At 44.9% G+C, this 13,772-nt stretch carries 12 protein-coding genes, 2 tRNA genes and 2 rRNA genes; 13 read left to right on the forward strand and 3 right to left on the reverse strand.

Features of this window, described 5'->3' with window-relative positions:
* Positions 1-21 precede the first annotated feature (21 nt).
* From ACUXV2_RS00040 to ACUXV2_RS00080, 9 genes are all read left to right on the forward strand, one after another.
* Positions 22-2,957, forward strand: a 23S ribosomal RNA gene (locus tag ACUXV2_RS00040).
* Between the two features lie 99 nt (positions 2,958-3,056).
* Positions 3,057-3,173: ribosomal RNA gene (gene rrf / locus ACUXV2_RS00045) — 5S ribosomal RNA — on the forward strand.
* A gap of 79 nt (positions 3,174-3,252) precedes the next feature.
* Positions 3,253-3,326, forward strand: a tRNA-Met gene (locus ACUXV2_RS00050).
* 100 nt (positions 3,327-3,426) lie between these two features.
* Positions 3,427-3,503: transfer RNA gene (locus tag ACUXV2_RS00055), tRNA-Asp, on the forward strand.
* Positions 3,504-3,790: 287 nt separating this feature from the next.
* Entirely contained in the window at positions 3,791-4,246 is a 456-nt protein-coding gene (gene tsaE, locus ACUXV2_RS00060) for a tRNA (adenosine(37)-N6)-threonylcarbamoyltransferase complex ATPase subunit type 1 TsaE (protein WP_446245038.1), read from the forward strand.
* A complete protein-coding gene (tsaB, locus tag ACUXV2_RS00065; RefSeq protein WP_446245039.1) occupies positions 4,243-4,938 on the forward strand; it encodes a tRNA (adenosine(37)-N6)-threonylcarbamoyltransferase complex dimerization subunit type 1 TsaB in 696 nt (231 codons plus the stop codon). Before tsaE ends, tsaB begins: the two co-directional genes overlap by 4 nt.
* 24 nt (positions 4,939-4,962) lie before the next feature.
* Positions 4,963-5,400 carry a ribosomal protein S18-alanine N-acetyltransferase gene (gene rimI, locus ACUXV2_RS00070; protein ID WP_446245040.1) on the forward strand — a complete coding sequence of 146 codons (438 nt, stop codon included), beginning with the start codon at positions 4,963-4,965 and terminating at the stop codon, positions 5,398-5,400.
* The gene (gene tsaD, locus ACUXV2_RS00075; RefSeq protein ID WP_446245041.1) at positions 5,397-6,413 is read left to right on the forward strand and encodes a tRNA (adenosine(37)-N6)-threonylcarbamoyltransferase complex transferase subunit TsaD; all 1,017 of its coding nucleotides are present in this window, start codon (positions 5,397-5,399) and stop codon (positions 6,411-6,413) included. Before rimI ends, tsaD begins: the two co-directional genes overlap by 4 nt.
* Positions 6,414-6,635: 222 nt before the next feature.
* Complete coding sequence (locus tag ACUXV2_RS00080; protein ID WP_446245042.1) at positions 6,636-7,973, forward strand: VWA domain-containing protein; 1,338 nt, start codon at positions 6,636-6,638, stop codon at positions 7,971-7,973.
* A gap of 247 nt (positions 7,974-8,220) precedes the next feature.
* On the opposite strand, the gene ACUXV2_RS00085 is transcribed toward ACUXV2_RS00080, so the two are convergent.
* The gene (locus ACUXV2_RS00085; RefSeq protein WP_446245043.1) at positions 8,221-10,167 is read right to left on the reverse strand and encodes an ABC-F family ATP-binding cassette domain-containing protein; all 1,947 of its coding nucleotides are present in this window, start codon (positions 10,165-10,167) and stop codon (positions 8,221-8,223) included.
* 223 nt (positions 10,168-10,390) lie between these two features.
* On the opposite strand from ACUXV2_RS00085, the gene ACUXV2_RS00090 reads away from it, so the two are divergent.
* The 3 genes from ACUXV2_RS00090 to tatC are packed head-to-tail and all read left to right on the forward strand — an operon-like array spanning position 10,391 to position 12,088.
* Positions 10,391-11,068, forward strand: a complete 678-nt coding sequence (locus ACUXV2_RS00090) for a redox-sensing transcriptional repressor Rex (protein WP_175986500.1) — start codon at positions 10,391-10,393, stop codon at positions 11,066-11,068.
* A 54-nt stretch (positions 11,069-11,122) separates the two neighbouring features.
* Entirely contained in the window at positions 11,123-11,296 is a 174-nt protein-coding gene (locus tag ACUXV2_RS00095; RefSeq protein ID WP_175986501.1) for a twin-arginine translocase TatA/TatE family subunit, read from the forward strand.
* A gap of 15 nt (positions 11,297-11,311) precedes the next feature.
* Positions 11,312-12,088, forward strand: a complete 777-nt coding sequence (gene tatC, locus ACUXV2_RS00100; protein WP_446245044.1) for a twin-arginine translocase subunit TatC — start codon at positions 11,312-11,314, stop codon at positions 12,086-12,088.
* 18 nt (positions 12,089-12,106) lie between these two features.
* Here tatC and ACUXV2_RS00105 read toward each other — a convergent pair whose 3' ends face one another.
* Both ACUXV2_RS00105 and ACUXV2_RS00110 read right to left on the reverse strand, forming a co-directional pair.
* Complete coding sequence (locus ACUXV2_RS00105; protein ID WP_446245045.1) at positions 12,107-12,313, reverse strand: YdiK family protein; 207 nt, start codon at positions 12,311-12,313, stop codon at positions 12,107-12,109.
* A complete protein-coding gene (locus tag ACUXV2_RS00110; RefSeq protein WP_446245046.1) occupies positions 12,310-13,053 on the reverse strand; it encodes a CPBP family intramembrane glutamic endopeptidase in 744 nt (247 codons plus the stop codon). The genes ACUXV2_RS00105 and ACUXV2_RS00110 overlap by 4 nt, the downstream gene beginning before the upstream one ends.
* 388 nt (positions 13,054-13,441) lie before the next feature.
* Between ACUXV2_RS00110 and groES the strand changes: the two genes are divergently transcribed.
* Positions 13,442-13,729: a co-chaperone GroES gene (gene groES / locus ACUXV2_RS00115; protein WP_175986508.1), complete on the forward strand. Its 288-nt coding sequence runs from the start codon at positions 13,442-13,444 to the stop codon at positions 13,727-13,729.
* Positions 13,730-13,772: the final 43 nt, after the last annotated feature.

Here is a 13,772-nt window from a genome sequence, read left to right on the forward strand (position 1 = left end):
ACCTTATGTAACAACCAATTCGGTTAAGTTATGAAGGGCGCACGGTGGATGCCTTGGCACTAGGAGCCGATGAAGGACGGGACTAACACCGATATGCTTCGGGGAGCTGTAAGTGAGCTTTGATCCGGAGATTTCCGAATGGGGGAACCCATTGTTCGTAATGGAACAATATCCATATTTGAATACATAGAGTATGGAAGGCAGACCCAGGGAACTGAAACATCTAAGTACCTGGAGGAAGAGAAAGCAAATGCGATTCCCTGAGTAGCGGCGAGCGAAACGGGATGTAGCCCAAACCAAGAGGCTTGCCTCTTGGGGTTGTAGGACACTCTATACGGAGTTACAAAGGAACGGAGTAGACGAAGAAGTCTGGAAAGGCTCGTCAAAGAAGGTAACAACCCTGTAGTTGAAACTTCGTTCCCTCTTGAGTGGATCCTGAGTACGGCGGGACACGTGAAATCCCGTCGGAAGCTGGGAGGACCATCTCCCAAGGCTAAATACTACCTAGTGACCGATAGTGAACCAGTACCGTGAGGGAAAGGTGAAAAGCACCCCGGAAGGGGAGTGAAAGAGAACCTGAAACCGTGTGCCTACAAGTAGTCAGAGCCCGTTAACGGGTGATGGCGTGCCTTTTGTAGAATGAACCGGCGAGTTACGATCCCATGCAAGGTTAAGTCGATGAGACGGAGCCGCAGCGAAAGCGAGTCTGAATAGGGCGAATGAGTATGTGGTCGTAGACCCGAAACCAGGTGATCTACCCATGTCCAGGATGAAGTCCAGGTAACACTGGATGGAGGTCCGAACCCACGCACGTTGAAAAGTGCGGGGATGAGGTGTGGGTAGCGGAGAAATTCCAATCGAACTTGGAGATAGCTGGTTCTCTCCGAAATAGCTTTAGGGCTAGCCTCATGTGTAAGAGTCTTGGAGGTAGAGCACTGTTTGGACTAGGGGCCCTCATCGGGTTACCGAATTCAGACAAACTCCGAATGCCAAAGACTTATCCATGGGAGTCAGACTGCGAGTGATAAGATCCGTAGTCGAAAGGGAAACAGCCCAGACCACCAGCTAAGGTCCCAAAGTATACGTTAAGTGGAAAAGGATGTGGAGTTGCTTAGACAACCAGGATGTTGGCTTAGAAGCAGCCACCATTTAAAGAGTGCGTAATAGCTCACTGGTCGAGTGACTCTGCGCCGAAAATGTACCGGGGCTAAACGTATCACCGAAGCTGTGGATTGACACCTCTAGGTGTCAGTGGTAGGAGAGCGTTCTAAGGACAGTGAAGTCAGACCGTAAGGACTGGTGGAGTGCTTAGAAGTGAGAATGCCGGTATGAGTAGCGAAAGATGGGTGAGAATCCCATCCACCGAATGCCTAAGGTTTCCTGAGGAAGGCTCGTCCGCTCAGGGTTAGTCGGGACCTAAGTCGAGGCCGATAGGCGTAGACGATGGACAACAGGTTGATATTCCTGTACCACCTCTTTTCCGTTTGAGCAATGGGGGGACGCAGGAGGATAGGGTAAGCGCACTGCTGGATATGTGCGTCTAAGCAGTTAGGCTGATGATGAGGCAAATCCCATCATCGCGAAGGCTGAGCTGTGATAGCGAGCGAATTATAGTAGCGAAGTTCCTGATTCCACACTGCCAAGAAAAGCCTCTAGCGAGGAAAAAGGTGCCCGTACCGCAAACCGACACAGGTAGGCGAGGAGAGAATCCTAAGGTGAGCGAGAGAACTCTCGTTAAGGAACTCGGCAAAATGACCCCGTAACTTCGGGAGAAGGGGTGCTCTTTGAGGTGCATAGCCTCGAAGAGCCGCAGTGAATAGGCCCAGGCGACTGTTTAGCAAAAACACAGGTCTCTGCGAAGCCGTAAGGCGAAGTATAGGGGCTGACGCCTGCCCGGTGCTGGAAGGTTAAGAGGAGTGCTTAGCGCAAGCGAAGGTGCGAATCGAAGCCCCAGTAAACGGCGGCCGTAACTATAACGGTCCTAAGGTAGCGAAATTCCTTGTCGGGTAAGTTCCGACCCGCACGAAAGGCGTAACGATCTGGGCACTGTCTCAACGAGAGACTCGGTGAAATTATAGTACCTGTGAAGATGCAGGTTACCCGCGACAGGACGGAAAGACCCCGTGGAGCTTTACTGTAGCCTGATATTGAATTTTGGTACAGCTTGTACAGGATAGGTAGGAGCCTTGGAAGCCGGAGCGCCAGCTTCGGTGGAGGCGTTGGTGGGATACTACCCTGGCTGTATTGAAATTCTAACCCGCGCCCCTTATCGGGGTGGGAGACAGTGTCAGGTGGGCAGTTTGACTGGGGCGGTCGCCTCCTAAAGAGTAACGGAGGCGCCCAAAGGTTCCCTCAGAATGGTTGGAAATCATTCGCAGAGTGTAAAGGCACAAGGGAGCTTGACTGCGAGACCTACAAGTCGAGCAGGGACGAAAGTCGGGCTTAGTGATCCGGTGGTTCCGCATGGAAGGGCCATCGCTCAACGGATAAAAGCTACCCCGGGGATAACAGGCTTATCTCCCCCAAGAGTCCACATCGACGGGGAGGTTTGGCACCTCGATGTCGGCTCATCGCATCCTGGGGCTGTAGTCGGTCCCAAGGGTTGGGCTGTTCGCCCATTAAAGCGGTACGCGAGCTGGGTTCAGAACGTCGTGAGACAGTTCGGTCCCTATCCGTCGTGGGCGCAGGAAATTTGAGAGGAGCTGTCCTTAGTACGAGAGGACCGGGATGGACGCACCGCTGGTGTACCAGTTGTCTTGCCAAAGGCATCGCTGGGTAGCTATGTGCGGAAGGGATAAGTGCTGAAAGCATCTAAGCATGAAGCCCCCCTCGAGATGAGATTTCCCATCACTTTATGTGAGTAAGATCCCTAGAAGATGACTAGGTAGATAGGTCAGAGGTGGAAGCATGGTGACATGTGGAGCTGACTGATACTAATCGATCGAGGACTTAACCACAAAGAGTCATTTTTAAATGAACACAAGCGGCAATACCGGTAATCTTGACATCAATCCTTTATCTAGTTTTGAAGGAACAAACCTTCAATTGAATATTCGTCTGGTGATTATGGCGAAGAGGTCACACCCGTTCCCATGCCGAACACGGAAGTTAAGCTCTTCAGCGCCGATGGTAGTTGGGGGCTCTCCCCCTGTGAGAGTAGGACGTCGCCAGGCGGATATGAAATTTTTTTTGCACAATCTAACATCGGTGACATATAGTGTGGTATAATCTATATATTACCAATCTTATCGTCGCGGGGTGGAGCAGTTCGGTAGCTCGTCGGGCTCATAACCCGAAGGTCGCAGGTTCAAATCCTGTCCCCGCAATACCATTTTTGTAAAGTGAATATGTATCCTAACGGGTGACCGATGGATGAATATTTTGCTTACGCAAATGGACAGTTATTTTGCTTACGCAAAAAACTTTGGTCTGGTAGTTCAGTTGGTTAGAATGCCTGCCTGTCACGCAGGAGGTCGCGGGTTCGAGTCCCGTCCAGACCGCCATTACTTTACACGTAAACGAAACTTTGGTTTCGTTTTTTTATTTTGTCTTAAAGAGCTGTGTTCTTGAGTGATGAGGGGCAGGGACAAAGGAATCGTATTAAGTCATCATTATTCCATATATAAATTATATAAAGTTAAAGAAAACGCATAAGATATTCGTTTTTTCTAACATCCTTCCACCTGCACTTTACTCAAATACCCCAAAAAGGGTAAACTACATATATACATTGTCCCTTAGGTGCTATCCTAAGGGTTTTTTATACTCTACTTAAGTTGAGGAGATAAATATGGATCAGTTTGAAATGATAACGAATACTCCTGAGGAGACCGGGGCATTTGCAGAAAGATTGGCCAATTACCTTCAGGCTGGAGATGTGATAACATTAGAAGGTGATTTAGGTGCCGGGAAGACGACATTTACAAAAGGTCTTGCGAAAGGGCTTGGAGTAAAGAAGACGGTGAATAGCCCTACGTTTACGATCATTAAAGAATATAAAGGGCGTCTGCCTTTTTATCATATGGATGTATACCGCCTGGATGATTCCTTTGAAGACTTGGGGTTTGATGAGTATTTCGAAGGTGAGGGCGTGACGGTCGTCGAGTGGGCGCATTTGATCGAAGACCAGCTTCCGAGCGAACTGTTGAGCTTGTCGATTTACAGAGAAGGCGATACAACGCGCAGGATTGTGTTAAAGCCTTACGGGGAAAGGTATAATGAGTTATGTAAGGAGATTATTTCATGAAAATATTATCGATTGATACCTCCAATTATCCGCTAGGGGTGGCGTTAATTGAAGAGGGGAAAGTGGTTGGAGAGTATATCACCAATTTTAAGAGAAATCATTCAGTGAGGGCCATGCCTGCCGTTGAGCAGCTTTTGAAAGAATGTGAGACGGAACCAAAAGAATTGACGAAGATTGTGGTGGCCAATGGACCTGGATCGTATACAGGTGTCCGTATCGGGGTTACGCTTGCAAAGACGCTCGCGTGGTCGCTGGATATCCCACTTATCCCCGTATCGAGCTTGGCTGTGCTTGCTGCTTCGGGGAGGTATTTTAACGGTTATATAGTTCCAATATTTGATGCGAGAAGAGGCCAGGTGTATACGGGGTTATATAAGTTTGAAGGAGATCAAATCAAACAGGTGGAAGAGGACCGGAATATGTTACTCGCTGACTGGGCGAATAAGCTTAAAGAGTATGACGGTGAGATACTGTTTGTCGGAAATGATGTAAGCATTCATGAGGAAACGATAAAAGAAGTACTTGGTGATCAGGCAAAGGTTGCTCCTTTTGTGAGCAATAATCCTCGTCCCTCAGAGCTTGCGTTCATAGGGGCGGAATTACAAGAAAATACGGCTCATGAAGTCGTGCCTAATTATATTCGCTTAGCTGAGGCGGAAGTGAAATGGTTAGAGTCTCAAAAAAACTCTTAAGTGAGAAGAAGGATCGTTTGAAGTATGGAAATTCGGTTTATGACGGTTGATGATTTGGATGCGGTGATGGAGATCGAGCATCGTTCGTTCAGTATCCCCTGGAGCCGGGAGGCCTTCTACAACGAAATTGAACAGAATCATTTGTCAACGTATCTCGTTGCGGAAGACGGGGAACATGTAGCCGGTTACTGCGGTGTCTGGCTTGTAGTGGATGAAGCTCATATCACCAACGTGGCGGTGCTTCCTGATTACAGGGGACAGGGTCTGGGCGAGGCATTGATGCAGAAAATCATGGAGATTTCAAAAAAGGTCGGGGCGCGTGTGATGACCCTTGAAGTCAGGGTGAGCAATAAGGCTGCACAAGGCCTGTATAGAAAGATGGGTTTTCAGGACGGCGGAATCCGGAAACGGTATTATTCAGATAATCAAGAAGATGCTTTAGTGATGTGGGTGAATTTATGAAAAAAGATACGTATGTGTTAGGTATAGAAACGAGTTGTGATGAAACAGCGGTGGCCATCATTAAAAATGGTACCGAGATTGTGACGAATATTGTTTCTTCTCAAATTGAAAGTCATAAACGTTTTGGCGGTGTGGTTCCGGAAATTGCTTCGCGTCACCACGTAGAGCAGGTGACATTTGTCTTGGAAGAGGCATTGGAACAGGCAGGCATGACAATGGAAGAGATCGATTGCATTGCGGTTACGGAAGGTCCCGGATTAGTTGGAGCGCTTCTGATTGGTGTCAATGCTGCCAAGGCTCTTGCGTTTGCTCATAATAAGCCGTTGGTAGGCGTTCATCATATTGCCGGCCATATCTATGCGAATCGTTTGGTAAAAGAAATGATGTTCCCTCTCTTATCTCTGGTTGTTTCAGGCGGCCACACGGAGCTTGTTCTGATGAAGGAGCATGGTTCCTTTGAGGTCATCGGGGAAACGCGTGATGATGCTGCAGGTGAAGCTTATGATAAGGTAGCGAGAACGTTGAATCTTCCTTATCCGGGAGGTCCACATATCGATCGGCTGGCCCATGAAGGTGAGCCGACGCTGAACCTTCCAAGGGCCTGGCTCGAAGAAGGCTCATATGATTTCAGCTTCAGCGGTTTGAAATCAGCAGTTATCAACACTCTGCACAATGCGAAGCAAAAAGGCAAAACGATTTATCCACAAGATCTTGCTGCAAGCTTCCAGGCGAGTGTGATCGATGTGTTAGTAACTAAGACAGTAAGAGCGGTAAAAGAATATAATGTGGAACAATTGTTAGTAGCGGGCGGAGTCGCAGCTAATAAAGGGCTGCGTTCTGCTTTGGAAGAAGCATTTAAAGAGCTGGAAACAGAACTGATTATCCCGCCATTATCTCTATGTACAGACAATGCAGCGATGATTGCTGCTGCAGGAACGGTTTTGTTTGAGCAAGGTAAAAGAGGCGATATGGCGATGAATGCTCATCCAGGGTTGGATATTGAGAATTTCTGAGAGATTTAATAGAGGCTGTCTTAAAGGTTAATGTAAATTAACCTTTTGGAGACGGCCTCTTTTTTATTGTGTAATTCTTGTGGGTAACTTAAAGTTCTACTAGCAACAAACGCTGTGCGTTTTCATAATAGTAAAAATTTACCTTTAAAGAGAGAGTAAATCATGAGAACATGGGGTAGTTGTTAAACAGGAAATAGAATGAAAGTGGTTGAGGAGGTAAATATGAGAAAAAGGATCTTGTTTGTTTTTGCATCAGCCCTCTTGTTATTAACAGGTTGTTCAGAGAATGAACCTGTTAATAACACAGATTCCGAGAAGGCTGTAGAACACAAGCAGTCGGAAGAAAAGAAAGAGGAGCTTAATAGGGAGGACTACACGTCAACAACGGTTGAAGATGTATTAGTTCAGCCTCCAGGTAAATATTCTGGGGAACAGTATAATGAAGACAAGGTAAAAGCACAGCTCGATAAACTGCCGAAGGATCTGACCAAAGAAGAGTATTTTCAAAGTCTACTGGCGTTGACTGCGGAAGACTATCAAGGCTTCAAGGAATTCTTTGATGGAGTGGACATCAGTTATGAAGAGGCGAGCACAGTTCCAGGGGAATCTACTACAGATATGCCTGGTGGGAAGCAAGTCAATGTGTCCATACTCTTTGATTCCAGTGGCAGTATGAATGGGAAAATAGGAAGCAAGACAAAGATGGAACTGGCAAAGGATTCGATTCAATCATTCGTTTCCAGTCTTCCTGAGCAAGTTAATGTATCGCTGCGTGTGTATGGACATAAAGGAACCGGCGATAACAGTGATAAAGAGCTTTCCTGTGGCAGCTCAGAAGTGGTGTATCCCCTTGCAGCCTATGAAAAGGAGCGATTTAACCAAGCACTTTCCAGTTTTTCACCAGCAGGCTGGACCCCTCTTGCAGCTTCTATTCATTCAGCGGGTGAGGACTTAAAAAAGCAAACTGGAGAAAATGTTGAAAATATTGTATATGTAGTAAGTGATGGAGTGGAGACCTGTGACGGGGATCCCGTTGCGAAAGCACAGGAGCTAAATGACTCAGACATTGCCGCCATTGTCAATATCATCGGTTTTGATGTGGATAATGACGGCCAGAAAGCTTTGAAGCAGGTTGCGGAGGCAGGAAAAGGAAAGTATGAGACGGTTAAATCAAAGCAGGAGTTTGATGATTTCTTTGAGAAAGAAAAAAACCGGTTAATTGATGAATGGTTTGATTGGGAAAATGAAAATGTGGATAAATATTTCAAGAGTGAGACTGAACGGGTTGGGGAGCTCTTCGATCAAGAAACGAAGATGGTTGACTTAGCTCAAGACGAAGAGAACAGATTACTTGACCTATCGATGTATTTAGAAAGTAAGGTGGATGAAGATTTTTATGATGTCAGGGAATTGATTAGGGATAGGGGATATTCTCTTCGGGAATATGCCAGAAATACCGCTTATGAATATCGTGAGGAATTAAGAAATAAGGGGTATGAAAATCGCGAGAAAGCCCGTGACAAAGGATATGAAGAACGTGAGAAGTTGAGGAATGAATAGTAATTGTCTTAACGAACATATGTTTTTATCAACAGTCTGTGGATAAGTTGTTAATAACTATTGAATTGTTGTGAACACCTTGTGAAAAAAGTATGGGTAATTCAGTGGTGAAATGTGTATAACTGTGAGTTACTCTGTGGATAATGTGGAAAACTCTTGTGAATAACGTTTAATCAACATTTGGTCTGTGGATATTGATGTGGAATAAGAAAGGTTTGGATAACGGGGTGTTATCCAAACCTGTGGATTACTGTTCTTCTTGGAGAAGCTCCTCTAATTCTGTCCATTCTTCGAGCAGCTCATCGAGTTCTTCTTTGGAAGAATTGAGTTTGTCATTGATCTCCTGGACTTTTTCGTGATCCTGGAATATGTCCGGGTCACAAAGCAGTTCTTCCTGTTCTTCGATGACAGCTTCAAGAGCTTCCATTTGACCTTCGATTTCTTCTACTCTTCTTCTACGCTGACGCTCAAGCTTTTTCGCTTCTTTATCAATTTTATGGTTTTGTTTCTGCGGAGTTGAAGAGCCGGTTGAAGGCTGTCCTTTTTCGGCTTGTTCCAATGCGGCAAGCTCTTCTTGCTGTCGCAGCTTTTCCATATAATAATTATAGTCTCCAAGGTATTCGGTCGAACCATTTTTAGAGAGTTCAAGCACTTTGGTCGCGATCCTGTTGATGAAATAACGATCGTGGGACACAAACAAAATGGTGCCGGGATAATCGATGAGTGCATTTTCCAGCACTTCTTTACTGTCGAGATCAAGATGGTTGGTTGGCTCATCGAGAATCAGGACATTTCCTTTTTCCATCATCAGTTTTGAAAGAGCGAGTCTGGCTTTTTCCCCTCCACTTAAGGTAGAAACCGGCTTCAGAACGTCTTCGCCTGAGAAAAGGAAGTTGCCGAGGACAGTCCGGATTTCCTTCTCGTTTTTCATCGGGTATTCATCCCATAGTTCATTGAGGACGGTTTTGTTTGATGACAGATCGGCTTGTTCCTGATCGTAGTAGCTGATGGATACATTTGAGCCGAATTTAAAATCTCCTGACAGAGGCTCAAGCTTATTCACCAGTGTTTTAAGCAAGGTGGACTTTCCGATTCCGTTGGGACCGACGAGTGCAATGCTGTCCCCTTTTTTTACAGAGAAATCGATATGGCTGGAGATGTTTTCATCTTTCTCATACCCAATTGAAAGATCGTTTACTTTCAGTACATCATTTCCGCTTTGGCGGTCGATTCCGAATGAGAAGGAGGCGGATTTTTCATCTCCCAGCGGCCTGTCCATCAAATCCATGCGCTCCAGCTTTTTTCGGCGGCTCTGTGCCATTTTCGTCGTTGAGGCACGGGCGATGTTACGCTGGATGAAATCTTCAAGCTTCGCGACTTCCTGCTGCTGGCGTTCATAGAGTTTGACATCTTTTTCGTAGTCTTCTGCTTTTTGCTGAAGGTATTTACTGTAGTTTCCTACGAATTTCTTACTCCGTTTACGGGAGATTTCATACACTTGATTGACGACGCTGTCTAGGAAATAACGGTCGTGAGAAACAATCAGTACAGCGCCTTCGTAGCTTTGCAGGTAGGTTTCAAGCCAGGATAGGGTCTCGATATCAAGATGGTTGGTCGGTTCATCAAGGATGAGAATATCAGGCTTGGTCAAGAGCAGCTTACCCAGTGCAAGGCGGGTTTTCTGACCTCCGCTTAACGTGGAGATTTTCGTTTCATAGTCAAAATCTGCGAAGTTCAAGCCGTGGAGAACGGACCGGATGTCTGCTTCGTATTGGTAGCCTCCGGATTCTTTGAAGCTTACTTGAAGCTCATCATATTCTTTTAACACACGCTGATAAACGTCTGCATCTTCGTAGACTGAAGGGTCGGCCATCTTTTTCTCAAGAGCACGCAGCTGTTTCTCCTGGGCACGGAGCCCTTCGAATACAGTCAGCATTTCATCCCAAATCGATAGATCGGATTCGAGTCCTGTGTTTTGGGCGAGGTAACCGATCGATACGCCTTTAGGCTTCGTGATTTCACCACCGTCGTACGATAACTGTCCTGCAATTATTTTTAAAAGAGTTGATTTGCCCGCACCGTTGCGGCCGACGAGTGCGACCCGGTCCCTTGTCTGTATTTCAAGTTTTATGTTCGATAAGATATTATCTGCACCAAAGTTTTTGCTAAGTTGATTCACTTGTAGTAGAATCATGACGTTTCACCTCTATTTCATAGTGCTAGTGTACCGTATTTGAGAGGAAAACGGCAATCATACATGTCTATGAATGACTATTAATCTTCACACATATGGGATAGAATATAGTGTATGATGAGTATGGGACGAGAAAAAAATGTTATCTGTTATTTTTGGAAGCGTTCACAGATGCGTGGACGACCAATGTAATGGGCTTTGAATAGATGTGGGGGAATGCAATATGAATCAGGATACAACGAAAATTCCACAGGCAACGGCTAAGCGGCTTCCGCTTTATTACCGTTTTATCAAGAATTTATACTCATCTGGCAAGCAGAGGGTGTCATCGAAGGAATTAAGTGAAGCAGTGAAGGTTGATTCGGCCACCATCCGCAGGGACTTTTCCTATTTCGGTGCATTAGGGAAAAAGGGTTATGGATATAATGTTAACTATCTACTCTCGTTTTTCAGAAAGACGCTGGATCAGGATGCACTGACAAAGGTCGTGCTGATTGGTGTCGGGAATCTGGGAACTGCCTTCCTTAATTATAATTTTATAAAAAACAATAATACGAAGATCGAGATGGCGTTCGAGGTCGATGAGTCAAAAGTGGGCACGCAGGTCGGCGATGTACCGGTCTTCCACCTTGATGACCTGGAAGAAAAGCTTGAGGATCAGAATATCGAAGTGGCGATCCTGACTGTGCCGGCTTCTTCTGCTCAAAACATCACAGACAGATTGGTCTCTTCAAAAATCAAGGGAATCCTCAATTTTACGCCGGCAAGGCTGACGGTACCGGATCATATCCGGGTTCATCATATTGATCTTGCGGTTGAATTGCAATCACTGGTTTACTTTTTAAAGCATTATTCTGAAGATGACACGGAAATGTCACAAGATGGAATTATAACGGAATAGAAAATTCTGTTGCTTTACGTTATGATAGAAGAGTACAAGAGGAGGTGTCTCATTATGCCAGTAGGTCCAGGTAGCCTCATAATCATTTTAATTGTCGCTTTACTAGTTTTCGGCCCAAAGAAATTGCCTGAATTAGGGAAAGCTTTCGGTAATACATTACGTGAGTTTAAAAACGCAACAAAAGGCTTAGCAGATGACGACGACGATAAGAACAAAAGTGCTAAGTAGAGTAGGATGAATGCCATGAGTCAAACTCAAAAAGATATGACAATGTATGAACATATAGGAGAATTGCAAAAACGACTCATGATTGTAGTCGTTTTCTTCTTGTTAGCGTTTGTAGCAAGCTTCTTTCTCGCAGAACCGCTGATTCGATATCTGCAGCATGCAGATGAAGCGAAAGAGCTTACGATGAATGCTTTTCGTCTGACAGACCCACTTAAGATTTACATGGAAATGATGGTATTCATTTCGCTGATCCTCACTGCACCGCTCATATTATTCCAGGTCTGGTCATTCATCAGTCCAGGATTATATGAAACGGAGCGTAAAGTGACCCTTAGCTATATTCCGATCTCGCTGTTATTATTTCTAGGCGGACTATCTTTTTCTTACTTCATTTTATTCCCGTATGTCGTGGAGTTCATGATGACGTTGTCTGATAGTCTTGAAATTCAACAAGTAATCGGGATAAACGAATATTTTCATTTCTTGTTTCAACTGACCATTCCATTCGGGCTATTATTCCAGCTGCCTGTCGCGATGTTGTTCTTAACGAGACTAGGAATCATCACTCCGATGATGATGGCAAAAGTACGTAAGGTTGCTTACTTCATTTTGCTGGTCATCGCAGCTTTCATCACGCCGCCGGACATCGTTTCTCACTTGATGGTGACCGTGCCTTTATTCATCCTTTATGAAATCAGCATATGGATTTCGAAGATCGGATATAAAAAGGTGCTAGAAGCGGAACAGAAGCTTGAAATGGAATTATACGAAGAAGATATAAATAAGGATTGATCCCACAGGGACCAATCCTTATTTTTTATTATCAAGTTGTTTCCTGATCTTGAAATGAATCATGACCATCCTAAGCCCCGATCCGAAGTCCAGGGTAGCCAGAAAGACCAGCATATAAGTGAAAAATCCCCAACCATCATCTCTTACATTCTGAATTGCGAAGTATGTGAAAAGTATTCCGAGCAGGAGATAGATCACTCCAGAGAAAAGCGGTGATCTTCTCATAAAAACAATCCTCCAATAAATCCTTGAATTTGTTCAGCTTCTTTCATGATCTTTTGAATTTCGTCCTTATAGATAGATTGTATTAGAACGACAGATGTATTCATCGCCACATGAGCAAAAATTGGCACGAGTATTCTTTTGGTTTTTACATATAGGAAAGCGAATGTAAAGCCCATGGCTGAATACAGAATGACATGCTCCGGTTCGAAGTGGGCAAGGGCGAAAATAATTGAACTGACCAGTGCCGCAAAGAAGAAATTCATCTTTTCATAAAGGACTCCGAAGATGATCTTCCTGAAAACGATCTCTTCCAGGATCGGCCCGATCACAGCCGCGACAAGCATCGTCAATGGCACCTTCTCGATGATCCCGATGATCATCTGTGTATTTTCAGAGCCCATTTCAATCCCTAGTGCAAATTCAATCTGGATGGCAATGGATTGGGCAAAGAAAGCGATGAAGATCCCCGCAATCGCCCACCCGATGGAGCTTCCTGCATGAAGAGGGGCGCTTCGCTCAAGCCGCGTGCTTGTTTCACTTTTCCTAAGGATGGCCCATACCACAATCAGGGTCAACGTAAAGCTGATCATCAGCCAATACCCCGGAACAAGCTGCTTTACCTGATCCGCGGGCTCTCCAAGTACATCAGTCCCGATTTTATAAAGAAGCGGAACTCCGATAATACTCGATAGCTGCATCACAATATACGCGATCAATATATATCCAAAATGTTTTTTCAACGTTTCGTCTCCTTTAATCGTCATCTTGTTCAATTCTACTAAGAAATCGGGGAGTGTTCAAATAGTAGGGGTGTTGTCATATTTATTTCACATTTTCCTGAACGATGATACGTCATTTCTATTATAAATCATACCTTGACTCTACGCGGAAAGTGAGCGCCTGCAGCGGAAATCAACGGGCCACAATTAAAGTAGAATCAGGAATACAAAGACAAACCCGGACATAGTATAGAGAGGTGTGAAAAAAGGAGGAAAATGACGAAAAAAATTTTAAGCAGGACTCTTGCAAAATGAAAACGAATTAATTATTATAATAATTGTGTTAGCACTCACAGTGAACGAGTGCTAATAAAAAACTATTTACATAATTTCAAGGAGGTTGTTTCACTTGTTAAAACCACTAGGTGATCGCGTCGTTATCGAGCTAGTCGAATCAGAAGAAAAAACAGCAAGCGGTATCGTTCTTCCGGACTCCGCAAAGGAAAAGCCGCAGGAAGGTAAAGTTGTTGCTGTAGGTACAGGTCGCGTTCTTGACAGCGGTGAGCGCGTTGCTCTTGAGGTGTCTGTCGGCGATCGAATCATCTTCAGTAAATATGCTGGTACAGAAGTGAAATACCAAGGCGCAGAATATCTGATCCTTCGTGACAGTGACATTCTGGCTGTTGTTGGCGAATAATTAACTAACTGAATATAAAACAATACTTTACACAATAAGAGGA

It is taken from the genome of Rossellomorea sp. NS-SX7 (genome assembly GCF_052828565.1).

Coding starts and splice junctions, on each gene's coding strand:
- ACUXV2_RS00080 (WP_446245042.1), top strand. CDS start 6,636: ATGAGAAAAAGGATCTTGTTTGTTTTTGCATCAGCCCTCTTGTTATTA.
- tatC (WP_446245044.1), top strand. CDS start 11,312: ATGAGTCAAACTCAAAAAGATATGACAATGTATGAACATATAGGAGAA.
- ACUXV2_RS00090 (WP_175986500.1), top strand. CDS start 10,391: ATGAATCAGGATACAACGAAAATTCCACAGGCAACGGCTAAGCGGCTT.
- ACUXV2_RS00085 (WP_446245043.1), bottom strand. CDS start 10,167: ATGATTCTACTACAAGTGAATCAACTTAGCAAAAACTTTGGTGCAGAT.
- tsaE (WP_446245038.1), top strand. CDS start 3,791: ATGGATCAGTTTGAAATGATAACGAATACTCCTGAGGAGACCGGGGCA.
- ACUXV2_RS00095 (WP_175986501.1), top strand. CDS start 11,123: ATGCCAGTAGGTCCAGGTAGCCTCATAATCATTTTAATTGTCGCTTTA.
- tsaB (WP_446245039.1), top strand. CDS start 4,243: ATGAAAATATTATCGATTGATACCTCCAATTATCCGCTAGGGGTGGCG.
- ACUXV2_RS00105 (WP_446245045.1), bottom strand. CDS start 12,313: ATGAGAAGATCACCGCTTTTCTCTGGAGTGATCTATCTCCTGCTCGGA.
- tsaD (WP_446245041.1), top strand. CDS start 5,397: ATGAAAAAAGATACGTATGTGTTAGGTATAGAAACGAGTTGTGATGAA.
- rimI (WP_446245040.1), top strand. CDS start 4,963: ATGGAAATTCGGTTTATGACGGTTGATGATTTGGATGCGGTGATGGAG.